25 protein-coding genes are annotated in these 25,569 nt (G+C 72.3%); 14 read left to right on the top strand and 11 right to left on the bottom strand.

Annotation, left to right across the window (positions count from 1 at the left end; translation table 11 throughout):
• Nucleotides 1-631 precede the first annotated feature (631 nt).
• The 3 genes from ACIBUY_RS39935 (at nucleotide 632) to ACIBUY_RS39925 (ending at nucleotide 4,426) form a co-directional block, all read left to right on the top strand.
• A complete protein-coding gene (locus ACIBUY_RS39935; RefSeq protein WP_365576430.1) occupies nucleotides 632-1,294 on the top strand; it encodes a histidine phosphatase family protein in 663 nt (220 codons plus the stop codon).
• A gap of 107 nt (nucleotides 1,295-1,401) precedes the next feature.
• Entirely contained in the window at nucleotides 1,402-2,070 is a 669-nt protein-coding gene (locus tag ACIBUY_RS39930; RefSeq protein ID WP_399155302.1) for a DNA alkylation repair protein, read from the top strand.
• A gap of 73 nt (nucleotides 2,071-2,143) precedes the next feature.
• The gene (locus tag ACIBUY_RS39925) at nucleotides 2,144-4,426 is read left to right on the top strand and encodes a hypothetical protein (protein WP_399155284.1); all 2,283 of its coding nucleotides are present in this window, start codon (nucleotides 2,144-2,146) and stop codon (nucleotides 4,424-4,426) included.
• 31 nt (nucleotides 4,427-4,457) lie between these two features.
• Here the strand turns inward: ACIBUY_RS39925 and ACIBUY_RS39920 are convergent, their stop codons facing one another.
• Nucleotides 4,458-5,378 carry an SDR family oxidoreductase gene (locus ACIBUY_RS39920; protein WP_399155283.1) on the bottom strand — a complete coding sequence of 307 codons (921 nt, stop codon included), beginning with the start codon at nucleotides 5,376-5,378 and terminating at the stop codon, nucleotides 4,458-4,460.
• Between the two features lie 128 nt (nucleotides 5,379-5,506).
• On the opposite strand from ACIBUY_RS39920, the gene ACIBUY_RS39915 reads away from it, so the two are divergent.
• The 4 genes from ACIBUY_RS39915 to ACIBUY_RS39900 all read left to right on the top strand — a co-directional run bounded on the left by ACIBUY_RS39915 (nucleotide 5,507) and on the right by ACIBUY_RS39900 (nucleotide 10,253).
• Nucleotides 5,507-6,079 carry a TetR family transcriptional regulator gene (locus tag ACIBUY_RS39915; RefSeq protein WP_399155282.1) on the top strand — a complete coding sequence of 191 codons (573 nt, stop codon included), beginning with the start codon at nucleotides 5,507-5,509 and terminating at the stop codon, nucleotides 6,077-6,079.
• Nucleotides 6,080-6,370: 291 nt separating this feature from the next.
• The gene (locus tag ACIBUY_RS39910; protein WP_399155281.1) at nucleotides 6,371-8,095 is read left to right on the top strand and encodes an ABC transporter permease; all 1,725 of its coding nucleotides are present in this window, start codon (nucleotides 6,371-6,373) and stop codon (nucleotides 8,093-8,095) included.
• 67 nt (nucleotides 8,096-8,162) lie between these two features.
• Entirely contained in the window at nucleotides 8,163-9,563 is a 1,401-nt protein-coding gene (locus ACIBUY_RS39905; RefSeq protein ID WP_399155301.1) for a nitrate/sulfonate/bicarbonate ABC transporter ATP-binding protein, read from the top strand.
• 3 nt (nucleotides 9,564-9,566) lie between these two features.
• On the top strand, nucleotides 9,567-10,253 hold the full coding sequence (locus tag ACIBUY_RS39900) for an MgtC/SapB family protein (protein ID WP_365576418.1): 687 nt from the start codon (nucleotides 9,567-9,569) through the stop codon (nucleotides 10,251-10,253).
• Between the two features lie 25 nt (nucleotides 10,254-10,278).
• Here ACIBUY_RS39900 and ACIBUY_RS39895 read toward each other — a convergent pair whose 3' ends face one another.
• The 3 genes from ACIBUY_RS39895 to ACIBUY_RS39885 all read right to left on the bottom strand — a co-directional run bounded on the left by ACIBUY_RS39895 (nucleotide 10,279) and on the right by ACIBUY_RS39885 (nucleotide 12,175).
• Entirely contained in the window at nucleotides 10,279-11,055 is a 777-nt protein-coding gene (locus tag ACIBUY_RS39895; RefSeq protein ID WP_365576481.1) for a GNAT family N-acetyltransferase, read from the bottom strand.
• A gap of 154 nt (nucleotides 11,056-11,209) precedes the next feature.
• Entirely contained in the window at nucleotides 11,210-11,617 is a 408-nt protein-coding gene (locus ACIBUY_RS39890) for a hypothetical protein (RefSeq protein WP_365576416.1), read from the bottom strand.
• 195 nt (nucleotides 11,618-11,812) lie between these two features.
• The gene (locus ACIBUY_RS39885; RefSeq protein ID WP_365576414.1) at nucleotides 11,813-12,175 is read right to left on the bottom strand and encodes a hypothetical protein; all 363 of its coding nucleotides are present in this window, start codon (nucleotides 12,173-12,175) and stop codon (nucleotides 11,813-11,815) included.
• Between the two features lie 160 nt (nucleotides 12,176-12,335).
• On the opposite strand from ACIBUY_RS39885, the gene ACIBUY_RS39880 reads away from it, so the two are divergent.
• Genes ACIBUY_RS39880 through ACIBUY_RS39870 form a run of 3 tightly spaced genes read left to right on the top strand, consistent with a single transcriptional unit; the run spans nucleotide 12,336 to nucleotide 14,724 of the window.
• Entirely contained in the window at nucleotides 12,336-13,832 is a 1,497-nt protein-coding gene (locus ACIBUY_RS39880; protein WP_365576412.1) for a carotenoid oxygenase family protein, read from the top strand.
• Between the two features lie 33 nt (nucleotides 13,833-13,865).
• On the top strand, nucleotides 13,866-14,294 hold the full coding sequence (locus ACIBUY_RS39875; protein ID WP_365576410.1) for a helix-turn-helix transcriptional regulator: 429 nt from the start codon (nucleotides 13,866-13,868) through the stop codon (nucleotides 14,292-14,294).
• A gap of 10 nt (nucleotides 14,295-14,304) precedes the next feature.
• A complete protein-coding gene (locus ACIBUY_RS39870) occupies nucleotides 14,305-14,724 on the top strand; it encodes a VOC family protein (protein ID WP_399155280.1) in 420 nt (139 codons plus the stop codon).
• Here ACIBUY_RS39870 and ACIBUY_RS39865 read toward each other — a convergent pair.
• From ACIBUY_RS39865 to ACIBUY_RS39855, 3 genes are all read right to left on the bottom strand, one after another.
• Entirely contained in the window at nucleotides 14,702-15,046 is a 345-nt protein-coding gene (locus ACIBUY_RS39865; protein WP_399155279.1) for a hypothetical protein, read from the bottom strand. The genes ACIBUY_RS39870 and ACIBUY_RS39865 overlap by 23 nt on opposite strands.
• A gap of 3 nt (nucleotides 15,047-15,049) precedes the next feature.
• Complete coding sequence (locus tag ACIBUY_RS39860) at nucleotides 15,050-15,616, bottom strand: hypothetical protein (protein WP_399155278.1); 567 nt, start codon at nucleotides 15,614-15,616, stop codon at nucleotides 15,050-15,052.
• Between the two features lie 198 nt (nucleotides 15,617-15,814).
• Nucleotides 15,815-16,750 carry an ion transporter gene (locus tag ACIBUY_RS39855; RefSeq protein WP_365576402.1) on the bottom strand — a complete coding sequence of 312 codons (936 nt, stop codon included), beginning with the start codon at nucleotides 16,748-16,750 and terminating at the stop codon, nucleotides 15,815-15,817.
• A 288-nt stretch (nucleotides 16,751-17,038) separates the two neighbouring features.
• Here ACIBUY_RS39855 and ACIBUY_RS39850 point away from each other — a divergent pair, with 288 nt between their 5' ends.
• Together ACIBUY_RS39850 and ACIBUY_RS39845 are read left to right on the top strand one after the other, a co-directional pair.
• Complete coding sequence (locus tag ACIBUY_RS39850; protein ID WP_365576400.1) at nucleotides 17,039-17,701, top strand: acyltransferase; 663 nt, start codon at nucleotides 17,039-17,041, stop codon at nucleotides 17,699-17,701.
• On the top strand, nucleotides 17,698-18,435 hold the full coding sequence (locus ACIBUY_RS39845; protein ID WP_365576398.1) for a GDSL-type esterase/lipase family protein: 738 nt from the start codon (nucleotides 17,698-17,700) through the stop codon (nucleotides 18,433-18,435). The genes ACIBUY_RS39850 and ACIBUY_RS39845 overlap by 4 nt, the downstream gene beginning before the upstream one ends.
• 7 nt (nucleotides 18,436-18,442) lie before the next feature.
• On the opposite strand, the gene ACIBUY_RS39840 is transcribed toward ACIBUY_RS39845, so the two are convergent.
• The gene (locus tag ACIBUY_RS39840; protein WP_399155277.1) at nucleotides 18,443-19,267 is read right to left on the bottom strand and encodes a class I SAM-dependent methyltransferase; all 825 of its coding nucleotides are present in this window, start codon (nucleotides 19,265-19,267) and stop codon (nucleotides 18,443-18,445) included.
• Between the two features lie 72 nt (nucleotides 19,268-19,339).
• Here ACIBUY_RS39840 and ACIBUY_RS39835 point away from each other — a divergent pair, with 72 nt between their 5' ends.
• Nucleotides 19,340-19,930, top strand: a complete 591-nt coding sequence (locus ACIBUY_RS39835; protein WP_399155276.1) for a TetR family transcriptional regulator — start codon at nucleotides 19,340-19,342, stop codon at nucleotides 19,928-19,930.
• A 274-nt stretch (nucleotides 19,931-20,204) separates the two neighbouring features.
• On the opposite strand, the gene ACIBUY_RS39830 is transcribed toward ACIBUY_RS39835, so the two are convergent.
• Entirely contained in the window at nucleotides 20,205-22,418 is a 2,214-nt protein-coding gene (locus ACIBUY_RS39830; RefSeq protein WP_365576394.1) for an MMPL family transporter, read from the bottom strand.
• 543 nt (nucleotides 22,419-22,961) lie between these two features.
• Between ACIBUY_RS39830 and ACIBUY_RS39825 the strand changes: the two genes are divergently transcribed.
• Nucleotides 22,962-24,122: an alpha-hydroxy-acid oxidizing protein gene (locus ACIBUY_RS39825; RefSeq protein WP_399155275.1), complete on the top strand. Its 1,161-nt coding sequence runs from the start codon at nucleotides 22,962-22,964 to the stop codon at nucleotides 24,120-24,122.
• A gap of 19 nt (nucleotides 24,123-24,141) precedes the next feature.
• Here ACIBUY_RS39825 and ACIBUY_RS39820 read toward each other — a convergent pair whose 3' ends face one another.
• Together ACIBUY_RS39820 and ACIBUY_RS39815 are read right to left on the bottom strand one after the other, a co-directional pair.
• On the bottom strand, nucleotides 24,142-24,648 hold the full coding sequence (locus ACIBUY_RS39820; RefSeq protein WP_365576390.1) for a flavoprotein: 507 nt from the start codon (nucleotides 24,646-24,648) through the stop codon (nucleotides 24,142-24,144).
• 4 nt (nucleotides 24,649-24,652) lie between these two features.
• Nucleotides 24,653-25,507, bottom strand: coding sequence for an N-formylglutamate amidohydrolase (locus ACIBUY_RS39815; RefSeq protein ID WP_399155274.1), 855 nt, complete (start codon nucleotides 25,505-25,507; stop codon nucleotides 24,653-24,655).
• Nucleotides 25,508-25,569: the final 62 nt, after the last annotated feature.

The raw sequence follows: 25,569 nt of genomic DNA, 5'->3' as shown, positions 1-25,569 counted from the left end.
GCCCCCTCGGCCGCACGGGTCCTCGCCGGTCGCACGGCCCCCTCGACCACAGGGCCCGTCCCCGGCCGCACGGCCCGCTTGCCCGCAGACTCGTCCCCGGCCGCACAGACCCCTCGACCACACGACCCCTCCCCAGTCGTACGGAGCCCTCGCCCGCACGGGTCCTCGCCGGTCGCACGGCCCCCTCGACCACACGACCCCTCCCCGGCCGTACGGCCCGCTTGCCCGCACGACTCGTCCCCGGCCGCACGACCCCCTCGACCACAACGCCCCTCCCCGATCGCACAGACCCCTCGACCACACGCCCCCTCCCCAGTCGCACGGAGCCCTCGCCCGCACGGGTCCTCGCCGGTCGCACGGCCCCCTCGACCACAGGACCCGTCCCCGGCCGCACGACCCCCTCGACCACAAGGCCCCTCCCCGATCGCACAGACCCCTCGACCACACGACCCCTCCCCGATCGCACGGACCCTCCCCAGTCGCACGGCCCCCTCGGCCGCACAGCCCCTCCCCGCTCGCACGGACCCCTTGGCCGCACAACCCCTCCCCAGCGGCACAACCCCCTCGGCCGCACAGGTCCTCGCCGAACGCACAATGGAAAGGATCACTCCGCACCGGAAGGCTTCCGCACATGCGCCTGCTCCTCGTCCGTCACGGCCAGACCCCGTCCAACCTCAAGCACCTCCTGGACACGGCGGCACCGGGCCCGGGGCTCACGCCGCTCGGCCTCGAACAGGCCGCCGCGCTGCCGCAGGCGCTCGCGCGGGAGACGATCGACGCCCTGTACGCGTCCACGCTCACGCGCACCCAGCTCACCGCCGCACCCCTGGCCGCCGCCACGGGTCTGGACGTACAGATCAGGGACGGACTGCGCGAGGTGGCCGCCGGGGACGTGGAGATGCGCGGCGACGAGGAGGCGGTCGCCGTCTACCTCACGACCTCCTTCGCCTGGTCGGCGGGCGACACCGGACGCCGGATGCCGGGCGGTGAGACCGGCGACGAGTTCCTCGCCCGCTTCGACGGCGTCGTCGCCGAGGCCGCGGCGTCGGGGGCGGGGACCGTGGTCATGGTCAGCCACGGCGCCGCCATCCGTACGTGGGTCGCGGCGCGGGCCGACAACGTGGACGTCGCCTACGCCTCGTCCCACGCCCTGGGCAACACCGGCATCGTCGTGCTCACCGGCTCTCCCGCCGAAAGCTGGCAGGCCCTGCTGTGGGAAGGCGCCCCGCTCGGTCCCGCGGACCCCGCTCCGGAGGCCGACGGGCCGGCGGGCGCGGCCGTCACGGAGAGCTGAGCGGGCGTTCGTAGGCTGACGGCCGAGCGCCGACTCCCGAACCCGGCGAAGACGAGAACGTACGAAGACGTGGACGAGCAGCGGAACAGGAGACCAAGGTGGCAGAGGTGGCCGGGACGACCGTGGCCGAGGTGATGGCCGAGCTGGCCGCGCTCGAGGACCCGAAGGCGCGTGCCGTGAACGAGCGGCACGGTGACGATCACGGCGTGAACCTCACCAAGCTGCGCGCGCTCGCGAAGCGGCTGAAGACGCAGCAGGACCTGGCGCGCGGCCTGTGGGAGACGGGCGACTCCGCGGCGCGGCTCCTCGCCCTGCTGATCTGCCGCCCGAAGGCGTACCAGCGGGACGAGTTGGACGCCATGGTGCGCGAGGCACGTACGCCCAAGGTGCACGACTGGCTCGTGAACTACGTGGTGAAGAAGAGCCCGCACGCCGAGGAGCTGCGCGCGGCCTGGTTCGCCGACGCCGATCCGGTGGTCGCGAGCGCCGGCTGGGCCCTGACCACCGAGCGGGTCGCCAAGAAGCCCGCGGGGCTCGACCTCACGGGCCTCCTCGACGTCATCGAGGCGCGGATGAAGGACGCCCCCGGCCGGCTGCAGTGGGCGATGAACCACTGCCTCGCGCAGATCGGCATCGAGCATCCCGAGCACCGCGCGCGGGCGATCGGGATCGGCGAGCGCCTGGGGGTGCTCAAGGACTACCCGACGTCGCCGGGCTGCACGTCTCCGTACGCGCCCGTCTGGATCGCCGAGCTGGTGCGCCGCCAGGGCACATAGGGGCCAACTCGCCCTGATGTCGGGAGGGTTGGCCCCTATGGACGGATCAGGGGCCTCACCCTACATTCCAGACATGCCGGTGAACCTGCGCAGCCTCCGGTCGCTGCGGCCCCTCGAACGGCGGCTCGTCACGTGCGCCGTCCGCGGCGAGGCCCTCGATCTGCTCGACGGCGGCGAGGCGACCGTCGCCACCATGCGCGGGTGGGGCCCGCAGCGGCGCATCAGGGCGGAGGTCGTGCGCGAGCTGCTGCGGGGCCGGCTCGACCAGAGCGTCGACCCGATCGGCGTGCGGGTGCGCGGCGCCGTCGTCGAGGGGCGGCTCAACCTCGACTCCATCAGCGCCACCCACCCCCTCAACCTCGACCACTGCTATCTCCCGCACGGCCTGTCGGCGCGCGGGGCGTCGATCCCCGGCGTGACCCTGCGCGGCTGTCGCATCGAGGGCCGGGACATGTCGCCGCTGTTCGCTCCCGGGCTCACCGCGGACTGGATCGATCTGACCGATGCCTCGGTGAAGTTCGCGGGTTCGGGCACGGCGGTCTTCATGCCCGCGGCCAAGGTCGCGGGCAGCGTCAATCTGAGCGACATGTACCTGTCCTGTCCGCGGGCGAGGGCGCTGTTCGCGCAGGGGCTGGACGTGGGTGGGGACCTCGTGATGGAGGGCCGGTTCCGGGCGGTCGGCGCCGATCCCCGCGCCCTGGTCGACCTGGCGGGCGCGCACATCGGCATCGACGTGTCGCTGCGGTCCGCCACCGTCGAGAACAAGGAGGGGCCCTGTCTGCACGCGCGGGGCATGCACGTCGAGGGGCGGCTGCTCCTCAACTCCGGGCTCGTGGCGAGCGGCAGGACCGACCGGGCGGCGGTCAACCTCTCGGGCGTCCATGTCGGCGGCTGGTTCTACCTGGACGACGCGGAGATCAACAACCCGGGCGGCTCGGCCGTGTGGATGTCGCACGCGCAGGTGGGCGGCAGCGTCAAGATCGGGCCGCGGACCGAGGTGCGCAGCGGGGGCACGCTCGCGTCGATCGACATGGACCGTTCGCAGGTGGTGGGCAACGTCCAACTGGAGCACGTCACCATGTCCAGCACGGGCGGCACCTGCCTGTCGCTGCTGCAGGCGTCGATCGGCGCCTCGCTCTCCGTCTTCGGCGAGGTGCACCTGCGCAACGCGGGCGACGATCCGCTGCTGCGCCTGGACGGGATCAGCGTCGGCGGCAACGTCCGGTTCGAGCGCGCCACGTTCGAGGCGCAGCGCAGCACCGCGATCTCCGCCGCCAACGCGCAGCTGGGCAACGACTTCCTGCTCGGTGACGAGGTGACCGTCACCTGCTCCAGCGACGACGACGCCGTCAAGCTCAAGCGCGCCCAGCTCGGCGGCGACCTGAACCTGCAGGGCGTCCGCATCGAGAACCTGCGCGGCGGGGCCCTGTCCGCGTACGACCTGACCGCGGTCAACGTGCGGATCGAGCACCATTCGATCCTGTCGTCCTCCTCCCGCCGATCGACCGTCCGTCTCTACGGGGCACGCATCCAGGCCCGCCTGCTGCTCGGCGAGGCCGTGCTCAGGAACGACCGCGGGCCCGCACTGTCCTGTTTCAACATGCGGGCCCGCGACTCCCTGCGCATGTCACGGGACTTCCGCGCGATCGGTCGTACGGAGGAGGACGGTGACTGCACGGTCGACTTCGGGAACTTCCGGGTGGACGGCGACCTCGTGTGGGACGTCCGCGGGATCCAGGACACCGGCCGCGTCCGGGGCCGCGTGAGCCTCGACGGCATGACCTATTCGGGCATCCCCGGCGGCATGGACGTCCAGGCGATGCTGGCCCTGATCCGGGACGGCTCCTCGGTGTACGCGGCGCAGCCCTACCAGCAGTTGGCGGCCGTGTACCGGGCGGCGGGGCACGACCGCGAGGTCCGCAGGATCCTGATGGCGCAGCGGCGCGACCAGGTGCGGGGCGATGCCCTGGCGGGCGTGGCCCAGCGGGCCTGGGTCCGGACGTCGGGGCTGCTGATCGGCTACGGCTACCAGGCGTGGCGGGCCCTGGTGTGGCTGCTGTGCATCCTGGTCGTGTCCGTCACCGCCGCGCTCGCGCTCGGCGCCCACGGAGCCCTGATCCGCACCTCGCAGTCCGGGACGCCGGGTGCCCGGTGCTCGGTCGTCGAGCAGGTCGGCGTGGGCCTCGACATGGGCCTGCCGCTGGTGCGGGCGAGCCAGACCGCGGCCTGCAAGGCGGCGCCCACCGAGTGGGGCCAGGCCCTCGTCGCGCTGGGCTGGCCGCTGCAGATCACGGCGTGGGCGTTCGCGACGCTGTTCGTCGTGGGGTTCACGGGGGCGGTGCGCCGGCACGTATGAACGGCGGCCGTGAACTCCCGTACATGAACAGCTAGTTGAAGTAGTGCCCCTTCTCCAGGTCCGCCAGGAGTCCGGGCCGCGTCGGCTGCCACCCCAGCAGTTCGCGGGTGTACGCGCCGGAGGCGGGGCCGTCGAGCCCGATGAATCCGGCCATCCACGTGAAGTGCGCGGGCGCCTGCTCGGGCGAGAGCGAGACCACCGGCAGGTCCAGGTGGCGCCCGATGACCTCGGCGACGGCCTTGATCGGCACGCCCTCGTCCCCGACGGCGTGCAGCGTGGACCCCGCGGGGGCGCTTTCGAGAGCGAGGCGGAACAAGTGCGCGGCGTCGTCCCGGTGCACGGCGGGCCACCGGTTGGCGCCGTCACCGATGTACGCGGACACCCCGTTGGTCCGCGCGGCGGAGATCACGGTGGGGATGAAGCCCTGGTCGCCGTCGCCGTGCACGGTCGGGGGCAGCCGCAGGACGGACGAGCGCACGCCGCGCTCCGCGAGGGCGGTCACCGCGTGCGCGTTGGCCTGCCGCTTGGCGGGGCCGCCGGGCACCGCTCCTGCCGGGCCGCCCGCCTGCCCGTCCTGCTCGGTGGCGAGCCGCCCGGGCGCCACGCCGAGGAGTCCGGAGGCGATGACGAACGGCTTGTCGGTGCCGGCCAGCGCCTCACCGATCGCGTCGATGGCGCTGCGGTCGGCGTCGGCGGCCGCGTCGAAGCTGCCGGTGAAGGCGAGGTCGTGCTTGAAGGCGAGGTGGATCACGCCGTCGGACGCGGCGGCCGCGCCGCGCAGCGTCTCGAGGTCGTCGAGGGTGCCGCGCAGCACCTGGGCGCCCGCCGCGGTGAGAGCGGCGGCCGAGGCGTCGGAGCGGGCGAGCCCGACGACCTCGTGACCTGCGCCGATGAGCTCCGGGACGACGGCCGAACCGATCCAGCCGGACGCGCCGGTGAGAAACACACGCATGGGAAGACCTCCGGTTGCGATGCATGCGACGGATGCAGCGTTCGGCATGGGCGCGCATCCATCGATGTCAGTGACTGACATCGACAGTAGCACTGATGTCAGTCACCGTCATCACATAGGATCGAGCCATGGGCCGATGGGAACCGAACGCACGCGACCGCCTCGCGCAGGCAGCGCTGGACCTCTACAGCGAGCGCGGCTTCGAGCAGACGACCGCCGCACAGATCGCGGAGCGCGCGGGACTGACCGAGCGGACGTTCTTCCGGCACTACGCCGACAAGCGCGAGGTGCTCTTCGGCGGCTCGGAACTGCTGGAGAAGGCGTTCGTGGACTCCATGGCCGCGATCCCCGCGTCGGTCGCGCCGGTCGACGCGATCGCCACCACGCTGGAGACGGTCGCCTCCTACTTCACCGACCGCCACGATTACGCGCGCCGGCGCCGTGACGTCATCAACGCGCACCCGGGGCTGCGCGAGCGCGAGCTGATCAAGATCGCCTCGCTGTCCGCCGCGCTCGAGACCACCCTGCGCGACCGCGGCGTACCGGCCCACGCCGCGAGCCTCGCCGCGGAGGCGGCGATGGCCGTCTTCAAGGTCGGCTTCGAGCGCTGGGCCGATACCGAGGAGGAGCACCCCATGGCGGACTTCTTCCGGGAATCCCTGGACGAACTCAGGAACGTCTTTGCGGGGAAGGCCAGTTGACCACCTGAGGCCGTGACACCCCTGTCCCATATTTGCCCATAAGTGCAATTACCTGCACACTCGGTACCGAACGTGTGCCGCACCATCGCGAAAGGAGGCAGTCATGCGCTCCGAGCCCCCCAGTCCGCACTGCCTCCCGGGCACCCTCCGATCTTCTCTCTGATCGTTTCCGTCGCCCCCTTCCCGGGCGGCCGCTCCCTGCCTCGCCCCACGCCTCCGGGCTGAGCCGCGCCCGCGCGCCTGTCGCGCCGACGGCTGCCCTCGGCGTGGCCGTGGCCGGAGGTTTTCGCGATGACTTTCCGCAAGCACGCCCTTGCCCGCCCGTCCGCCCGCTTCTCCTGGATCGACGCCGCGGTCGCCGCCGCCGTCCTCGTGCTGCTCTTCGTCGTGCTGCGCGTCGGCCAGGGCACCACCGTCGCCTTCGACTCGCACGAGACGCTCAAGGTCGACACCGACCCGGCGCGCCTGCCGTACGACGCGGCGCGCTCGCTCCTGCGCATGTTCGCCGCGCTCGCCGCGTCGATCGTGTTCACGTTCGTCTACGCGTACGCGGCCGCCAAGAGCCGCCGCCTGGAGCGCGTGCTGCTGCCCGCGCTCGACATCCTGCAGTCCGTCCCGGTGCTCGGCTTCCTGACCGTCGCCGTCACCGGATTCATCGCCCTGTTCCCGGGATCGCTGCTGGGCCTCGAACTGGCCGCGATCTTCGCCATCTTCACGTCGCAGGCGTGGAACATGACGTTCGCCTTCTACTCCTCGCTGACCACGCTGCCGCGTGAACTCGACGAGCTGTCACGGTCGTTCGGCTTCACCCGCTGGATGCGGTTCTGGAAGGTCGAGGTGCCCGCGGGCATGATCGGGCTCGTCTGGAACGGGATGATGAGCTTCGGCGGCGGCTGGTTCTTCCTCGTGGCGTCCGAGGCGATCAGCGTCAACCACCAGGAGTACGCGCTGCCCGGCGTCGGCTCGTACGCGGGCGCCGCCATCACCGACGGCGACCTCGGCAAGGTCGGCTGGGCGATCCTCACCATGGCCGTGCTCGTGATCGGCGTGAACTTCCTGTTCTGGCGCCCGCTGACGGCCTGGGCCGAACGCTTCAAGTACGAGCAGTCGGAGGCCGGCCGCGCCCAGCGCTCCTGGGTCCTCGACTTCGTGCGGCGCTCGCGCTGGCCGTCGCTGCTCGGCCGCGCCCTGCGCCCCACCGGCCGCGCACTGAACCGGGCGGGCCGCGTATTCGGCACGGACGACCGGCAGTTGACCGTGAACGCGCGTGCGCGCCGCACCGGCGACATCGTGTTCGGCGTCGTCGCGGCCGCTCTGATCTGCTGGGGTCTGGTCGACCTGGCGCGCTACCTCGACGACCGCACCGGCCTCGGCGTGTTCGGCGAGCCCCTGCTGCTCGGGCTCGTCACGCTCGTCCGCGTCCTCGTCCTGCTGGTCGTCGCGACGCTGGTCTGGGTGCCGGTCGGGGTGTGGATCGGCTTCTCGCCGCGGCTCACGCGCATCGCCCAGCCGGTGGTGCAGGTGCTCGCCTCGTTCCCCGCCAACTTCCTCTTCCCGCTGGCCGTCTGGTTCTTCCTCAAGACCGGCCTGAGCCTGGACGTGGGCGGCACGCTGCTCATGGCGCTCGGCGCGCAGTGGTACATCCTCTTCAACACGATCGCGGGCGCCATGGCCATCCCGTCCGACCTCCGGGAAGCCATGGACGACCTCGGAGTGCGCGGCCTGCAGCGCTGGCGTCGCCTCATCCTCCCGGGGATCTTCCCCTCGTACGTCACCGGAGGCATCACCGCGTCGGGCGGCGCCTGGAACGCCTCCATCGTCTCCGAGGTCGTCGCGTTCGGCGGCACCACGCTCACCGCGACCGGCCTCGGCGCGTACATCGCGCACGCCACCGAGCGCGGCGAGACGCCTCAACTCCTCGCCGGTGTCGCGGTGATGAGCCTGTACGTCGTGGCGCTCAACCGGCTGGTGTGGCGACGCCTGTACCGGCTCGCCGAGACCCGCTACGCCCTGTGAACCGGCACGCACAGCCGCGCGCCCCCGTGAACTTCCCTTCCCTTCTCCCCACTTGGAGTACGCCATGATGCTGACCGCGAGCCTGCGCGGACTGCGCGGCCCCTACGCCCTGCGCCACCCCCGCCCCCTCCCCCGGCCCGTCCCCCAAAGCCCCGCCGACCGCGTCCTGTTGTGGACCAAAGGGCTCACGAAGAGCTATGCGGGCGCCGACGGTGAACTGCCCGTGCTGTCCGGCATCGACCTGCGGATCCGGGACGGCGAGGTCGTCGCCCTGCTCGGCAAGTCGGGGTGCGGCAAGTCGACGCTGCTGCGCTGCCTGGCCGGGCTGCTGCCCGCCAGCTCCGGCACCGTCAGCTACCGCGGCGAGCCGCTGAAGGGCGCGAACCCGGGGACCGCGATGGTGTTCCAGACCTTCGCCCTGCTGCCCTGGCTGACGGTCCGCCAGAACGTCGAACTCGGCCTTGAGGCCAAGGGGTTGGGGCCCGCCGAGCGCGCCGACGCGGCCCGGCGCGCCATCGATCTGATCGGCCTGGACGGCTTCGAGTCGGCGTATCCGAAGGAGCTGTCCGGCGGGATGCGCCAGCGCGTCGGCTTCGCGCGGGCCCTGGTCGTGGAGCCCGACGTGCTGATGATGGACGAGCCGTTCTCCGCGCTCGACGTGCTCACCGCGGAAAACCTGCGCGGTGAGCTGATGGAGCTGTGGGAGTCGGGGCAGTTCCCCACCCGCGCCATCGTGCTGGTCACGCACAACATCGAGGAGGCGGTGCTGCTGGCCGACCGCATCGTCGTGCTCGGCTCGCGCCCCTACGGCACCGTCCGCGAGATCGTCGAGGTGGATCTCGACCGGCCCCGGGACCGCAGGACCCCCGCGTTCGAGCAGATCGTCGACCACGTCTACCGGACCATGACGGGCCGCGAGAAGGAGACCCGGGCCCCCGGCGGTTCCCCGGCGCTCGAACGGCGCACCCCCGCCAACACCCCGCTCCCGCCGGCCGGCGTGGACGGCCTGTCCGGGCTCGCCGAGCTGGTGCTGCACCGCGGCGGACGCTGCGACCTGGCCGATCTCGCCGACGGCCTCGGCCTGGCGGTGGACGACGTGGTGCCGCAGGTCGACGCCCTCGACCTGCTCGGGTTCGCCCGACTCTCCGACGGGGAGCTGGAGTTGACCCCGGCCGGCACCGCGTTCGCGAGCGCCGACGTGCAGGAGTCGAAGCGGATCTTCGGCACGGCGGTCTGGCACGCGCCGCTGGTGAAGCTGATCGCGGGCAGCCTGCGGCAGAACCCCAGGGGCAGGCAGCGCGCCGGGTTCTTCCGCGACGTCCTGGCGCACCACTTCACCAGCGAGCAGGTGCAGCGGCAGCTCGACACGGCCACCGACTGGGGCCGCTACGCCGAGCTGTTCGGCTACGACGCGGACCGCGCGGAGTACCGCCTGCTGACCGGCACCGACGCGCAGCTGGAGGAGTAGGCCGTGCAGACGACACACTTCGTGACCGGCCTGGGCGCCGGTCTGCTGAGCGGGGCGCTGATCGGCGTCGAGCGGCAGTGGCGCCAGCGCATGGCCGGGCTGCGCACGCACACGCTGGTGGCCACGGGGTCCGCCCTGTTCGTGCTGCTGTCCAGTTCGTTCGGCTCGGGCGACCCCAGCCGGGTCGCGGCGCAGGTCGTGTCCGGGATCGGCTTCCTCGGCGCGGGCGTCATCATGCGCGACGGGCTCAACATCACCGGCATCAACACCGCGGCCACGCTGTGGTGTTCGGCCGCCGTGGGCTCCCTGGCAGGGGCCGGTCTCGGCGGGTACGCGCTGGCGGGGGCCGGGGCGGTAGTCGTCGTGAACACGGCGGTGCGGGGCCTCGCGGGCCGCATGGACCGGCAGCCGGGTTCCGGCGACGAGGTGCCGACGCCGTACCAGGTGGAGGCGGTGGTCGGCCGGGCCGACGAGCCCCATGTCCGTACGCTGCTCGTCCAGTCGCTCACCACCCCCGACAGCCGCCTGCACGCGGTGTCGTCCACCCGCGCCGACGGCGACGCCCAGGTGCGGCTGCGCGCGCAGATCACGACGAACGGGGCGAGCAGCACCACCGTCGAGTCGGCGGTGGCCCGGATCAGCATGGAGCCGACGGTGGTCTCGGTGTCCTGGTGGCAGCCGTCGGGATGACGCACGACCTCGGCCGGGGCCCTGGTCACGTACGGCCGACGGCGTGTTCGGTGAAGCGGCCGCAGGGCCGGAACCCGAGGCGCCGGTAGACGGGTTCGCCGTCGGCCGAGGCCTGCAGGACGGCGATGCGGTGGCCGTGGCGCAGGGCCGTGAGCAGCGCGGCACGGGTGAGGGCGCCGCCGAATCCGCGGCGGCGCTGCGCGGCCAGGGTGCTGATGTTGTAGATCCCGGCGACGCCCGCGTGCAGGAAGACCTCGGCCGTGGCGACCGGGCGCCCTTCGGCGTATCCGACCAGGTAGCGCGCCGGGCAGTCGGCGGCGAGCGCCTGCGGGGCGGCCCGCTCGAAGAACGTGGCGACGGTCGCGGCGGGCGGGGACCAGTTGGCGGCGAGGACGGCCGCGTAGTGGGCGAGCTGCCCGGGCGTGGTGACGGGCCGGATGTCGAGTCCGTCGGCGGCGGGCGCCGCCACCGCGTCCGTCTGCTCGACCCACATGGCGGCCTCGGTCTCGGCGCGCGGCGCACCGGCCCGGGCGAGTCGGGCCGAGAGGTCCGCGGGCGCCGAACTCGGCCCCACCCACCAGGAGAAGGGCCGGCCCGCGGCGGTCAGGGTCCGCAGGGTCGCGTCGATCCGGGTCGGCGCGGTCGCCTCGGTGAAGCGGGCCGCGGCGACGATGTTGAACGTGTCGTCGTCCAGGCCGCTGTCGGCGATCAGCAGGTCGGCGCTCTCGGTGACGCGCGCACCGTCGAGGCGGCGATGGAGGTGGCAGGCGTGCTCCGCCAGGTTCCGCTCCGTCCGGGCCATCAGGTCGGCAAGGTCGGTGGGGTCGGCAATTCCCGCAGGGTCGGCGGAAGGGTCGTACGGCGCGTCCATGAGGACCGATCCCATCACAGCGGGACGCTCACCGGCGACCTGCGATGCGCAGAGTGACGCCGCTACCCCGCCCGGGCTGCCGCCCCTACGCGCCCACCGCGCTCCCCGTCCCGACGTCGATGCTCAGCGCGCGCACGAACGCGTCCTCCGTCTCCGCGCTGAAGAACCCCGTGATGCCGCGCAGGAGTTGGAGCGCGGTGCGCACCCCCGCGGGCAGCGGGCGCGGCATGCCGGCGGTCGGCACGGCGAGTTTGTCGGGTGCGGTGCGCGCCGCCTCCAGATGGGCGTGGGCCTGGCGCAGATCGCCGGTTCCCGCGTGCCGCACGGCGCAGGTCACCTCGTACGAGGCGCTGCGCGAGAGTTCGAGCAGGGAGCGGATCCCCGACGTCTCCGCGTCGTCGTGGACGGCGGCGCTGAGGTGACCGCCCGCCCGGTCGAGGATCTTCGCGATGGCGGACAGCCGCCCGGACTCCAGAACTGCCTGAGGTGCCATGCCGATTCCCTTCATCACCCCGTCCGCTGAGCCTGTGCCTCCAGCGTTATCACCGGGGCCCGCCCGGCGCGAACCTCCGGGCGGGGGCGCACAGCACGCGCAGAGAGAGGGGCGACGGCGCCCGGGTCGGAGATTGAGGCACGAAGCGGCGCACGACGCGGCCGACGGGACCTCTGGCGTCCCACGCGTCGCCCCTCACCCCAGTGCAGGCGGCCCGACGGGAGGCGGGGGTGCGAGCGGCTGCGGGGGCACCACGGGCGCGGCGGGCCGGGTGTCGTGCACGACGCGGGCGAGCTTGAACTCGTACTCGAAGGTCTGGGTGAGACCCTCGGCGATCACGAGGTACCCCTCGCCGCTCTCGTACACCGTGCGTCGCTCCAGATTGAGCGGGTGGCGCGGTTCGAAGCCGAGCACGTGCCGGTGCAGCGCTTCCCTTGCCTCGGCGCGCGTCCCGGTGACGTGTCCGACCGGGCGGGTCGTCATCCGCACCCCGCCGAGCCCGCCGCCCAGACACGACATCATCAGGCCCCAGGTGAACCTGGTCGTATCGTCCGTCACTGCTCCCCCGTACGCCGATCGTCCCCGAACTCTGCCACACCCCCGGGGTGGTGCCGGCGACACCCCCGGTCCGGGTCCCAGGCCTCCTGTCCAACTGCCTTTGCCGGAGCAGGATTTGAGACCTCGGCAGGTGACGGACGCAACTACAGGGAGACAGACGATGAGCGGACCTACGCGACGCAGGGTTCTGCAGGGTGCGGCGCTCGCGGCGGCGGGCAGCGTGGTCGGCGGGTTCGGACCCGCAGGTCAGGCCGTGGCCGCCGGGCGGCCGACGGCCGGGGGCAAGGACGCGTTGCCCTTCCTGGAGGGGGCCTTCGCGCCGGTCACCGAGGAGTTGACCGCGTTCGACCTGAAGGTGAGCGGGCGCGTGCCGCGCGACCTCGACGGGCGCTATCTGCGGACGGGCCCCAACGTCCTGGGCCTGGAGGACCCGCGGGCGCACCACTGGATGCTGGGCGACGGGATGGTGCACGGCGTCCGGCTGCGGGGCGGCCGCGCCGAGTGGTACCGCAACCGGTGGGTGCGCTCGTCCCAGGTCGCGAAGAAGCTGGGCGAGCCGTACCGGGGCGAGGTCCCGCCGGACGACTTCGCGTGCAACACGCACGTGATCCCGTACAAGGGGCGCGTCCTCGCGCTCCAGGAGAGCGGACCGCTCCCCTACGAACTGGACGGCGAGCTGAACACGGTGCGCCCCTACGACTTCCGCTCCACGCTCGAGGGCGCGTTCACCGCGCACACCAAGTACGACGCGGCGGCGGACGAGCTGCACGCGGTGGCCTACTACCCGACGTGGGACCACGTCCGGCACATCGTGATCGACCGGACCGGCCGGGTGGCCGCCGTGCACCGCATCCCGCTCGCGGGCGCCCCGATGATGCACGACTTCGCGCTCACCGAGAAGTACGTGGTCCTCGTGGACGTGCCCGTCACGTTCGACGCGGCGGCGGCCGAGGCGGGCGCCCCGGTGCCGTACGCGTGGAACGACCGCCGTCCGATGCGGATCGGCGTGACGCCGCGCGGCGGCGGCGCGACCCGCTGGTTCGAGATCGACCCGGTCTTCTACTCGCACACCCTCAACGCCTACGACCAGGGCGACACCGTCGTCCTCGACCACACGTCCATGCCCGCACCGTTCTACGTCGCAGGACGCGGCAACGGCGGCCCCTCCACGCTCGGTACGCCGACGCTCGACCGCTGGGTCGTCGACCTGCGCGCCGGCCGGGTCACGCGCACCCGACTGGACGGCCTGCCACAGGAGTTCCCCCGCGTGAACGAGTCCCTCGTCTCGCGGCGGCACCGCTACGGGTACGCGGCGAGCGCCGCCGAGATGTGGCGCGCGTACGAGACCGTGGACGGGGTCCCGCCGGACGACAAGTTCACCAACTGCCTCGTCAAGCACGACCTGTTGCGCGGCAGCCGACAGGTGCACCGCTTCGCGCGCGGCGCGGCGGCGAGCGAGCCCGTGTTCGTCCCCAGGCGCGGAGCGCGCGACGAGGACGACGGCTACGTCCTGTCCTACGTGCACGACCCCGACCGGGGCGCGACGGACCTGCTGATCCTGTCCGCGCAGGACTTCACGGGCCACCCGCTGGCCCGCGTCCAGCTGCCGGGTCGGGTGCCGCTCGGCTTCCACGGCAGCTGGGTCGCCGATTGCTGAGCCGCGGATCGGACGCTGTGGGAGACTCCTGGGGTGAAACGGCAGGATCTCGACGATCTCGTCCGCCTGCGGCGGGTGCGCGACCGCATGGACCGCGACTACGCCGAACCGCTCGACGTGACGGCGCTCGCCCAGCAGGCGCTGATGTCCCCCGGCCACTTCTCCCGCAGCTTCCGCGCCGCGTACGGCGAGACCCCGTACAGCTATCTGATGACCCGGCGCATCGAGCGCGCCAAGGCGCTGCTGCGGCGCGGCGACCAGACGGTGACCGAGGTCTGCTTCGCGGTGGGGTGTACGTCGCTCGGCTCGTTCAGCTCGCGCTTCACCGAGCTCGTCGGCGAGACCCCGAGCGCCTACCGGGCCCGCAACCACGACGAGGCGGCGGCCATCCCCGCCTGCATCGTGAAGATCCGCACGAGGCCCGTCAGAAACGGAGAAGCGGGCCCCGCCGCCCGGTCGTAGGCTGCTGCACATGGACGACATCAAGCTTTCCACGTGCTTCATCGCCGTCGACGACCACGACAGGGCGATCGCCTTCTACCGCGACGTTCTGGGCCTCGAGGTGCGCAACGACGTCGGGTACGAGGGGATGCGCTGGGTGACGGTCGGCTCGCCCGCGCAGCCGGACGTCAGCATCGTCCTCGAGCCGCCGCTGGCCGATCCGAACGCGTCGGAGGCCGACCGGCAGGTCATGGCCGAACTGCTCGCCAAGGGGCTGCTGCGCGCCGCGCTCTTCACGACGGACGACTGCGACGCCACGTTCAAGCGGCTCAGCGAGGCGGGCGCCGAGGTGGTGCAGGAGCCGATGGACCAGTTCTACGGCGTCCGCGACTGCTCCTTCCGCGACCCGGCGGGGAACCTGCTGCGCTTCAACCAGCCGCTCGCGCAGTGACCTGCACCTTCGACGGCACCTTCACCTTCACCGGCACCGACTGATCGGGGCCGGTGCGCTGCGGTGCCTTCAGGCGCACCTGCGGCACGGACTTCTCCGGTACGAGTCCGAGCGGTTTGCCGGTGAACCGGTGGACGGTCTTGCGTGCGAGTTCCCCGACGATGTGCGCCGCGGGCTGTATCTCCTCGCGGGGCGTGGTGTGCGACTCGGTGACCGGCACGGGCGGGGGCTCGGCGAAGGCGGCCACGGTCGGCATGGTGGTGGCGGCGAGGGCTCCGACGACGATCAGCAGGGCCCGCAGCCGGGCGTGGTGCGCGGCCACGACTCAGGCGCCGGGCAGCGCGGCGGACGAGGCGGAAGGCACAGAAGGCACGAGAGGCACGAAAGGCACCGACGGTGCGACGCCGATACCGACGATGTCGCCGTCGTCGAAACCCTGACCGTCCGGGGCCGTGGTGTCGCCCGGGGACGGGGTGGGTTCCGCGGCGGATCCCGTGCTCGGGGAGGCCTTCGCGTCCGGCGAGTGCCCGTGCCCCTGCCCATGTCCATGTCCATGCCCATGCCCATGCCTGGACGCGGTCGGCCGACTGGTGACGGCCCCGTCCGGTGACAGCTCGACCCGCAGCCCGTGCACGTCGGTCGCGGCGCGCTTGCCGCGGGCGAGCAGCGTCGCGGCCTTCTTCCCGTGATCAGTGATCTCGGCCCGGTAGGCGTGCGGGCCGAGCCGCGAGACCGTCGCGCTGTATCCCTCGGCCGCCAGCGCGACGGTCCGCACCTGCCCGCCCGCGGGGTGCCCCGCGGCCAGCGCCCCCGAAGCCGCCCCCGTGGCGAGGGCGACGGCGGCCGTGGTCGTGACGATGCCGGTGCGCAGGACGCGTGAGATCGGACGCATGGGAGGGCCTTTCCGTGGCGCGGTCGGTCGGAAGGCGGCCGCCTCGTGCCGCGGCGGCCACGACCACGAAGCTACGCACTTCACATCAAGGTCAGACATAAGCCGCGTAACAGCAAAGGCGCGCATTCACGACAAACAAGGCCAGAGGCCGACTGGGCTCCCGGCACCCGGCATCGACCGGGCCGAGGTGTACACCGACTAGGGAGCGAGTGTCCGCCCGGCCGTTGACTCGGGCCTGGGCTGGACCGGGACCTCGAGCAGGATGCGTTCCGCCGCCTCCAGGGCCTGGCGTGCCGCGCCGATCCGGTCGCGGACGTCGGCGGTGTGGGCGGCGTGCGCGCCGGGGGCGGCCGGAGGCGCGGCACGCGTGTCCGGCCGGTCGCCGCTGCCCTCGTCGCCCTCGCTCTCGCGGGCCTCCTCCATGGAGTTGATGACGACGCCGATCAGCATGTTGACCAGGATGAAGGAGCTCAGCAGGACGTAGGAGGCGTAGAAGGTGAGGGACCAGGGGGAGATCGCGAGGCCCGCGTGGATGGCGTCGCCGAGGCCGTCGAGGCTCATGAGGATGAACAGGGTGACGGCGGCCCTGCCGAGGGATCCGTAGTGCTCCGGGTCGGTGGTCCCGAAGCAGAGCCAGCCGATCATCGCGTACACGTACAGCATCAGGGTGCCGACCATCAGGAAGCTCACGGTGCCCGGTGCGCTCTTGCCCAACGCGACCACGATGACACGCAGTTGGGGCAGGTAGCGGGCGGTGCGCAGCACCCGGAACAGGCGCAGGAGGCGCAGCAGCGTGGTGTTGTCGCCGAGGACCGGCAGGAACGCGCCGATGACGACGAGCGCGTCGAAGAGGTTCCACGGGTTGCGGAAGAACTCCTTGGGGCGGTCGAGGTGCGCCACCACCCTCAGGGCGACTTCGAAGGTGAAGAACGCGAGGAATCCGTTCTCCAGGCGGCCCAGGAACACGTGCTGCCGGGCAGCGAATCCCGCGTAGGTCTCCAGGCCGAGCAGGACGGCGTTGCCCAGGATGGCGGACATGACGGCGACCCCGAAGCCGCGTGACTCGGTCAGCTCGCGGGCCCGCCGCGCCGGCACGGCGAAACGCTTCGTCTCTTGAGGGGTGTCGCTACTCATTCTTCTCCTCAACTGCCCTTTCCCGAAGATGATCTCGGTCATTCGACAACCGACTGTCCTTCCTGAGCAGGCGTCACACCCGTCGCTGTGCTTTGTCGACCGGAACGAGCGGTGATCCGCATTTCTGTGCGAGGCGCAACCGCGACGGCCATGCGGTGCGCCGTCGTGCGCCGCCGAGCCCCGAGCACATCCGTGCGCGTCCCCCACATGGCCCCGACCGCAGGCATCGACGGGCGGGGTTGCGGAGACTCCAGGTGCTGAAGGGTTCTGTCGAGGAAAGGCGCGGCCATGGCGACGAGCTCTGCGGAGTGGTTTCACCGGCTGGCGTGCGACGTGGTGCGGCGCCTGTGGTCCCTGGCCGAGGAGTACGGGCGGGTCTCGGCCGACCGCCCCGGGCGGCTGCGGTTCGCCCGGATCGGCGAGGGGGTGTGCATCGCCTTCCCGCCGGGGGCGATCTTCGGTGAGCGGCACATCGAGATCGGCGCGGGGACGCTCGTGGCGGCGCAGGTCAGCATCTCCGCCGGATTCCTGCCGGGCCAGGACCTCGGCCCCGGCACCGTCGTCACGATCGGCAGCCGCTGCTCGATCGGCCGGGGCAGCCACATCGTCGGCCACCGGCGGATCGTCGTGGGCGACGACGTGTTCATCGCGCCGTACGTGTACGTCACCGATCAGAACCATTCCTACGACGCCCTGGCACAGCCCATCGGCCGCCAGATACCGACGAACGACCCCGTGGTGATCGGCGACGGCTGCTGGCTCGGCACCGGTGTGATCGTGCTGCCGGGCACCCGGCTCGGCCGGAACGTGGCGGTGGCCGGCGGGGCGGTCGTGCGCGGCGAGTTCCCCGACCACTGCGTCATCGCGGGCGTCCCCGCCCGCGTCGTCCGCCGGTACGTGCCCGGACAGGGCTGGCGGTCCACCAGCAGGACAACGAAGGAGGAGTCGTGAAGAAGCCACCCGAGGGTGACATCCCCATCATGATCGTCGGCGATTCGATCAGCCACGGCAGCAGCGGTGACTGGACCTGGCGCTACTTCTTCTGGAAGCACCTGAAGAACCACGACGTCAGCGTGGATCTCGTCGGCCCCAAGGCCACGCTCGACAACATCCGCACCGCCGAGGTCGGCGACGACGACGCGACGTACGCCGACGCGGAGTTCGACCGCGATCACGACGCCCAGTGGGGCCGCCCCTATCTCACCGAGAAGGACGTGATCGAGGCCAAGGTCGCCGAGTACGAGCCGGAGTACCTGCTCGTCCTGCTCGGCATCAACGACCTGTTCTGGTACGGCGTCGAGCCGCCCGCGTTCGCGGACAACCTGCGCGAGTTCATCGCGAACGCACGCAGGCCCGCGCCCGACCTGCGGATCGTGCTCGGCACCGTCCTGGAGACCCGGAAGGCCCTGGACGAGCCGGAGTTCGCGGCCAAGGTCGCGGCGACCAACGAACAGATCCGGCGGGTGGCCGCCGAGCAGGAGGCCCAAGTCGCCGAGACGGCACGGGAGTTCCGGGCGCCGGAGCACACCTGGGACGGCACGCACCCCAATCCCGACGGAGAGGTGCGCATCGCCGCGGCGTTCGCCGATCTGCTGGCCGACACCTACGGGCTGGGCGCCCGCTATCCGCGCCCGTACCCGAAGCTCGACGCCATCGACCCGCGGGCCAAGGCACCCATCGACTGACGCTTCGTCAGTTCTCGGTCCTGGTCGCGGTCACGGCCGTCGCGGCGTACGCCATCGTGAAGGAGCCACCGAGGGCGTCGATCGCGGCGCCCGTGCGGGCCAGGAGGTCCTCGGTCTGCTCGGGCGAGTAGTGGACGGCCTCGCCGCTCGTGCGCAGCTGCTCGAGCCAGACGTCGCGGGTGTAGGTGCACTCCCAGTCGAAGCGCCGCTCCTCGGGCTCGTCGAAGCGACCAGTGGCGCGCAGGCCGTCGGCGACCTTGGCGACGATGCCGCCGTACGCGTCGAGGACGGGCCGCGCCCAGGGGTTGCGGGGCGCGTCGGGCAGGGCGCGGGCATGGGCCTCGGTGAAGGCCTCCGCCACCTCGGGTGCGGGGCGGAACACGTTCCAGAACAGGGTGATCCGGCCGCCGGGGCGCAGCACTTCGGCAGCCTTGCCGGCGCCTGCGACGGGGTCGATCCAGTGCCAGGTCTGCCCGGCGACGACCGCGTCGAACCTGCGGCCCGCGGCGTCCCACGTCTCGAACGCCGCCACCTCGACGTCGAGGCCCCGGGTGCGTGCGAACGCGGCCATGCGCGCGTCGACGTCGACGCCGAGGACCGTGCAGCCCGCATCGCGCAGCTGCCGGGCGGCGATTCCGGTGCCGCAGCCGACGTCGAGGACCTCGGACCCGGGGGCCGACGCGGCGATCCACCGGACCAGGGCCTCGGGGTAGCGGGGGCGCGTGCGGTCGTAGCGCTCGGGGTCGACGCCGAAGGACTCGGCCATCCGCCGGGCCTTGTGCGGTGCGTTCTCGGGGTTGCCGCGCGGCTCTTCCAGAGGCTTAGTGGGCATGCGCCCACTCTAGTGGGCACATGCCCACTCGTCTACGGTTGCCTCGTCCCGACGACTCCGAGGAGCGATGCAGTGCCCACAGGTGTGGCCCTACGCGACGTGCGCACCCAGCTGTTCGACGCCGCCGAGCGCGTACTGCTGCGGGACGGCGCGGCCGCACTGACCAGCCGGGCCGTCACCACCGAGGCGGGCTGCGCGAAGGGCGTGCTGCACCGGCACTTCACCGACTTCGACGCCTTCCTGGCGGAACTCGTCCTGGACCGCGTCGCCCGGACCGACACCCTGCTCGCCACCCGGGACTCCGGCGCGGTCGTCGACCTGCTCACGGACGCCCTGGTCGGCCTGTTCACGCCGGTCGCCGTGGCCATGGTCGGACTCATCACGTTCCGGGACGGGCTGCGGGCGCGGCTGCGCGCCGCCGGACAGCCCGGCATCCCGATCCTCACGCAGGGCGGCGCGGCGATCTCCGCCCGCCTTCGCGCCGAGCGTGACGCGGGCCGTCTCGCGCCCGGCACCGACGTCGACACGCTCGCCCTGACCCTGCTCGGCACCGGACACCTGCTGTACGCGGGCCGGTTCGACGGCCGGCCCGAGCGGGCGGAGGTGCGCAAGGTCGTGTCGTCGGTCCTCGGCGGCGCCCTGGTGGAGCCCGGCTCCCGCTAGGGCGTGTGCCGAGAACGGCGCCCTGGGCACACGCGATCGACCGGACAACCGTTTGAGGGGGAAGGGCGCGGCGCCCGTCACCCGGGGCGGATGGCGGCAGTTGGGGTCCGTGGATGCGCCCCGGCGACCGACTGCGCGTGCGCGTCCGGGCGGCGGTCACGTCACTGTGCGGGTGTGTTCGACGTGACCGCCGCCATCACGGGGGGCGACGGAAACAGCGGCGGGCCCGCTCCGGGAATCGGAGCGGGCCCGCCTGCGTGGAGTGGTGCGGCACTCAGCCGCTCACGGGCTCCAGCTCCCGCTCGTCGTCCTCGGCAGGGCGCGGGGCCGACAGGTTCTTCTGCAGCTTCTCACCCTCGACGTCGACGTTCGGCAGCAGCTTGTCGAGCCAGCGCGGCAGCCACCAGGCCGCCTTGCCGAGCAGCGCCATGACCGCGGGCACGATCGCCATGCGGACCACGAAGGCGTCGAAGAGGACGGCGACGGCCAGGCCGAAGCCCATCATCTTGATCATGTCGTTGTTCTCCAGGATGAAGCCGGAGAAGACGCTCATCATGATGATCGCGGCAGCACCGACGACCCGGCCGCCGTGCCGGAACCCGGTCACGATGGCCTCGCCGGGGCGGGCCCCGTGGACGTACGCCTCACGCATCCGCGTCACGAGGAAGACCTCGTAGTCCATGGCCAGACCGAAGACCACGCCGATCATGAAGATCGGCATCATCGACATGATCGGGCCCGGCTGGTCGACGCCCACGATGTCGGCGAGCCAGCCCCACTGGAAGACCGCGACCACGGCGCCGAGCGCCGCCGCGACGGACAGGAGGAAGCCGAGCGCCGCCTTGAGCGGGACCAGGATCGAGCGGAAGACCAGCATCAGGAGCAGGAACGCCAGGCCGACGACCAGCAGGAGGTACGGCACGAGCGCGTCGTTCAGGGTCTGCGAGAAGTCGATCGTCATGGCCGTCTGACCGGTGACGAGGACGTCCGAGTCGGTGTCCGCCGCCCACTGCTTGGCGTCGGAACGGATCGTCTTGACCAGTTCCTCGGTCTTGTGGTCGCTCGGGCCCGTGCTCGGCACGACCGACATGATGGCGGTGTCACCGGCCTTGTTGACCGACGCGGGGGCGACCTTCGCGACACCCGCGACCTTGGCGAGCGAGTCGCCGACCGACTTGGCCGCACCGGCCGCGTCGTCGCCGGAGACGGTGACCATCAGCGGTCCGTTGAAGCCCGCGCCGAACGACTCGGACAGCATGTCGTACGCCTTGCGCTGCGTCGTGTCCGGCGCCGAGGTGCCCTCGTCGGGCAGACCCAGCTCGAGGCTGGTGGCCGGGACGGCGATCGCACCGAGGCCGAGGACACCGACCAGCAGGACGGCGGCCGGGCGGCGCAGGACGAAGCGGGACCAGCGCGTACCGAGGTTGGGCTTGCCCGCGACCGCGGGCTGTCCCGAGGCGGCGGCCTTGCGGTCCTTGCGGCGCAGCACCTTCTTGCCGGCGAAGCCGAGCAGCGCCGGGATCATGGTGAGCGCGATCAGGACGGCGATGGCGACGGTCGCCGCGGCGGCCAGACCCATCTTCGTCAGGATCGGGATGTTCACGACGGCCAGGCCCGAGAGGGCGACGACCACGGTCAGACCGGCGAAGACGACCGCGGAACCGGCCGTGCCGACCGCGCGGCCCGCCGCCTCCTCGCCCTCACGGCCCTCCGCTATCTCCGCACGGAAGCGGGAGACGATGAACAGGGCGTAGTCGATGCCGACCGCGAGGCCGATCATCGTGGCCAGCGTGGACGTGGTGCTGGAGAGGTTCAGGACGCTGCCGAGCGCGGCGATGCCGGAGACACCGATGCCGACGCCGATGATCGCGGTGAGCAGCGGCATGCCCGCGGCGACCAGCGAGCCGAAGGTGATGAGCAGGACGACCGCGGAGATCGCGATGCCGATCATCTCGGCACTGCCGCCCATCTCCTGCTCGGCCTCGACGGCGTCGCCGCCCATCTCGACGGTGAAGCCGTCGGCGCGGGCGTCGTCGGTGGCCTTGGTCTGCGCCTCGTGCGCTTCCTTGGTCAGCTCGGTGCCGGCCACCTTGTAGGTGACGGAGGCGTACGCGGTGGTGCCGTCCTTGCTGACGGCGTTCGCCTTGTACGGGTCGGCGACCGAGGAGACCTGCGGGCCCTTGCCGAGCGCGGACACCAGCTTCTCGACATCGGCCTTGCGGTCCGCGTCCGTGAGCTTGTCGCCCTCGGGCGCGCGGATCACGACACGGGCCGTCGCGCCCTCGGCGCTGGCGGCGGGGAACTTCTGGTCGAGCAGGTCGAAGGCCTTCTGCGACTCGGTGCCCGGCATCGAGAACGAGTCGGCGGGCGGGCTCGGAGCGGCCGACGACGCGAAGCCGATCCCGCCGAGCAGCAGCACCCACAGCAGGGCCACATAACGGCGGCGCCTGAAGGACAGCCGCCCGAGTTTGTACAGGAACGTAGCCACGGCGAAAGGGACTCCCGTCGGGGAAGTGGGCAGGAGCGACCGCCCGCCATGCGTCGTTGCACGTCAGGATGGTCGGCAGGATCGTTCCTCTATCCTCGCCTGTCCCCCGGGCGTCCAGGTCAGCCTCTGAGCCGGACTCCCCGCCCGCGCCCGTGGTAGTCGAAAGCGGCGCATGTCCTACCCGGGGAGGAGACGTGGACGATGCGTGTAGACCCCACGATGGAGCGCCGGGCGCGGAGGGCAGCCGTCCGCCACCCGCGTCCACGTCGGTGTCGGACCTGGGCGCCCGGCACCCGGTGCTCCACCACGACCGAGGCGCGCGTGCTCACCGGAGCGCTGTTCGCACATCTGGCGGCCGGCCCAGCACATCCGGCGACGCGGACCGCAGGACACCGTTCCCGTCACCGGACGGCCACCCGCGAACGACGGGGGCCGGGCTCTTTGCCCGGTGCGGAAGTGCTGGCAGATTGGGGGCGCCGGGCCGGAATCCGGATCCGGCGTCAACTTCATTGTTTCCAGGACGTTCCCAGGACGAGGTGTGCGATGAGCCCGCAGTTCGGCGACTACCAGTACGAGATCTACCTCGACGGGCTGCGCGGTGTGGTGCCGACGCTTCCGATGGAGTTCTCCGCACTGGAGGAGCGGGCGCGGGCCGCGCTGCCCGCCTCGCTGTGGTCGTACGTCGCGGGAGGCGCCGGTGACGAGCACACGCAGCGCGCCAACGTGCGGGCCTTCGAGGGGTACGGGCTCGTGCCGCGCATGATGGTCGGCGCGGCCCAACGGGACCTGTCCGTGGACCTGTTCGGGCATCGCCTCGCCTCGCCCCTGTTCATGGCTCCGGTCGGCGTGATCGGGCTGTGCGCGCAGGACGGGCACGGGGATCTGGCGACGGCGCGGGCCGCGGCGCGGACGGGCGTGCCGATGGTCGCCTCGACGCTGTCGGTCGACCCGATGGAGGACGTGGCCGCCGCGTTCGGACAGACCCCCGGCTTCTTCCAGCTGTACACGCCGACCGACCGGGCGCTGGCCGAGAGCCTCGTCAAGCGGGCCGAGGCGGCGGGCTTCAGGGGCATCGTGGTCACGCTCGACACCTGGGTGACGGGCTGGCGCCCGCGCGACCTGTCGACCTCCAACTTCCCGCAGCTGCGCGGCCATTGCCTCAGCAACTACACCTCGGACCCGCGCTTCCAGGAACTGGCGGCGAGCGGTGACCCGATGGACACCGTCTCCACCTGGGTCGGCGTCTTCGGCAATCCGCTCACCTGGGACGACCTGCCGTGGCTGCGCTCGCTCACCGATCTGCCGCTGATCCTGAAGGGCATCTGCCACCCGGAGGACGTACGCCGGGCCCGCGACGGCGGCGTCGACGGCATCTACTGCTCCAACCACGGCGGCCGCCAGGCCAACGGCGGTCTGCCCGCGCTCGACGCGCTGCCCGGCGTCGTCGAGGCGGCCGACGGCCTGCCCGTGCTCTTCGACTCCGGGATCCGGTCGGGCGCCGACGTCGTCAAGGCCCTGGCCCTGGGCGCGACCGCCGTGGGCGTGGGGCGGCCGTACGCGTACGGGCTCGCGGTCGGCGGCGAGGACGGCCTGGTGCACGTCCTGCGCACGCTGCTCGCCGAGGCGGATCTGACCATGGCGGTGGACGGGTATCCGACGCTCGCGGATCTGACGCCGGAGGCGCTGGCTGTCGTACGCGGCTAGGGGCTGTCCGACGGGCCGGCTAGCCGGCCGGATGCGGATCGGCCAGGAGTTCCGTCGCCGCCGCCCAGCGGAACGGGCCCTCGGCGAACCGCACGCCCATCCCGCGCAGGCGCCGCACGCTGTCCTGATAGGCGGGATGCAGGGCGAGTTGGTCGTTGACGCAGGGCACGGCGACGACCGGGACGCCCGCGCCGTACGCCTCGCAGAGCGTCGCCACGGCGAGGGTGTCGGCGATCCCGGCCGCCCACTTGTTGACGGTGTTGAAGGTGGCGGGCGCGACGACGATCGCGTCCGCCGGCGGGAACGGGCGCGGCGTCGCGGGCGTGCGCCACGCCGCGCGCACCGGACGCCCGGTCTGCGCCTCGACCGCCGCCAGGTCGAAGAAGCCGCCGAGCGCGGTCGGCGTCGCGATCACGCCGACGTCCCATCCGGCGCCCTGTGCGCCGCCGATCAACGTGCCGACGCCGTCGGCGACTCCGGCCGCGCACACCACGACGTACAGGAAGGGTTGCGTCGTCTCGGGCATCGTGTCAGGCACCGTGCACCGCCTCGACGAGGTGCGCGAGGCAGGCCGCGGCCTCGGCCAGGCCGTCGTGCGGGGTGACGGGTTCGTCGAGGTAGACGTCCCGGCGCAGTTCCAGCATGAGGGCGGTGACCCGGGCGTCCTTGCCGTAGTGCCGCAGTGGTACGTACGTCCCGGCGAACGGGGTGTTCAGGCCGATCTCGCCGAGCGGCGCGAACGCCTCGCGGGCCAGCGCCAGGAGGTCGTCCGGTGTGTGGAAGGGGTCCGTGCCCAGGCAGACGGGCGGGCGCGGGTCCTCGCCGTGCAGTTCGTAGGGCAGGGCGCGGCTCGGGTACGAGTGGACGTCGATGATCACGGCTCGGCCCGTCGCCGCGAGGCGGTCCTCGACGGCGCGGGTCATCGCCTCCGCGTACGGATGGAAGTACGTGGCGAGCAACTCCCCCTCGTCGGCGGGTGGTTCGGGGCGCAGGGGCGAGCGCTGGGTGGTGCGGGTGTAGACCGCGCCCATGCCGACGGCACGCATCTCCTCGCGCTCGTCGGGGAACCGCTCGGGGTCGACGACGAGCCGGGAGCGTTCGTTGACGAAGCGCCACGGTGTCACGGGGGCGGAGCGCGCGGCCCGGCGTGCGACGTCCTGCGTACGGGCGTCGGTGATGAGGTCCAACTCCCGTTCCAGGGCGGCGTCGTCGAGCAGCAGGTTCGCGCGGACGTCCGGCGGGACGGTGCGGGAGCCGTGCGGCACATGGAGGACGACCGGCGAGGCCGGATCGCCGGGCACGAGGCGGTGAGCGGGAGCCGTGTCGGTCGTATCGGCCATGGCGTCCGTGCTGTTCGTGGTGTCCGTAGTATCCGTGGTGTCCATGTGCCTACTGTCTCCCGACCGCCCCGGATCCCGGCGCGCGGGGCCGTCTCCGGATCGCCTCC

The sequence above is a fragment of the Streptomyces sp. NPDC050085 genome, assembly GCF_044460595.1.
GTDB lineage: Bacteria > Actinomycetota > Actinomycetes > Streptomycetales > Streptomycetaceae > Streptomyces.
The sequence above is the reverse complement of the archived record's forward strand: the minus strand, read 5'-3'. Positions and strand labels throughout refer to the sequence as shown.

What these genes read in the sequence shown, in the direction of transcription:
- ACIBUY_RS39935 (WP_365576430.1), top strand. Translation starts at nt 632, where the DNA reads ATGCGCCTGCTCCTCGTCCGTCACGGCCAGACCCCGTCCAACCTCAAG.
- ACIBUY_RS39925 (WP_399155284.1), top strand. Translation starts at nt 2,144, where the DNA reads ATGCCGGTGAACCTGCGCAGCCTCCGGTCGCTGCGGCCCCTCGAACGG.
- ACIBUY_RS39920 (WP_399155283.1), bottom strand. Translation starts at nt 5,378, where the DNA reads ATGCGTGTGTTTCTCACCGGCGCGTCCGGCTGGATCGGTTCGGCCGTC.
- ACIBUY_RS39915 (WP_399155282.1), top strand. Translation starts at nt 5,507, where the DNA reads ATGGGCCGATGGGAACCGAACGCACGCGACCGCCTCGCGCAGGCAGCG.
- ACIBUY_RS39910 (WP_399155281.1), top strand. Translation starts at nt 6,371, where the DNA reads ATGACTTTCCGCAAGCACGCCCTTGCCCGCCCGTCCGCCCGCTTCTCC.
- ACIBUY_RS39905 (WP_399155301.1), top strand. Translation starts at nt 8,163, where the DNA reads ATGCTGACCGCGAGCCTGCGCGGACTGCGCGGCCCCTACGCCCTGCGC.
- ACIBUY_RS39895 (WP_365576481.1), bottom strand. Translation starts at nt 11,055, where the DNA reads ATGGCCCGGACGGAGCGGAACCTGGCGGAGCACGCCTGCCACCTCCAT.
- ACIBUY_RS39890 (WP_365576416.1), bottom strand. Translation starts at nt 11,617, where the DNA reads ATGGCACCTCAGGCAGTTCTGGAGTCCGGGCGGCTGTCCGCCATCGCG.
- ACIBUY_RS39880 (WP_365576412.1), top strand. Translation starts at nt 12,336, where the DNA reads ATGAGCGGACCTACGCGACGCAGGGTTCTGCAGGGTGCGGCGCTCGCG.
- ACIBUY_RS39870 (WP_399155280.1), top strand. Translation starts at nt 14,305, where the DNA reads ATGGACGACATCAAGCTTTCCACGTGCTTCATCGCCGTCGACGACCAC.
- ACIBUY_RS39860 (WP_399155278.1), bottom strand. Translation starts at nt 15,616, where the DNA reads ATGCGTCCGATCTCACGCGTCCTGCGCACCGGCATCGTCACGACCACG.
- ACIBUY_RS39855 (WP_365576402.1), bottom strand. Translation starts at nt 16,750, where the DNA reads ATGAGTAGCGACACCCCTCAAGAGACGAAGCGTTTCGCCGTGCCGGCG.
- ACIBUY_RS39850 (WP_365576400.1), top strand. Translation starts at nt 17,039, where the DNA reads ATGGCGACGAGCTCTGCGGAGTGGTTTCACCGGCTGGCGTGCGACGTG.
- ACIBUY_RS39840 (WP_399155277.1), bottom strand. Translation starts at nt 19,267, where the DNA reads ATGCCCACTAAGCCTCTGGAAGAGCCGCGCGGCAACCCCGAGAACGCA.
- ACIBUY_RS39825 (WP_399155275.1), top strand. Translation starts at nt 22,962, where the DNA reads ATGAGCCCGCAGTTCGGCGACTACCAGTACGAGATCTACCTCGACGGG.
- ACIBUY_RS39820 (WP_365576390.1), bottom strand. Translation starts at nt 24,648, where the DNA reads ATGCCCGAGACGACGCAACCCTTCCTGTACGTCGTGGTGTGCGCGGCC.
- ACIBUY_RS39815 (WP_399155274.1), bottom strand. Translation starts at nt 25,507, where the DNA reads ATGGACACCACGGATACTACGGACACCACGAACAGCACGGACGCCATG.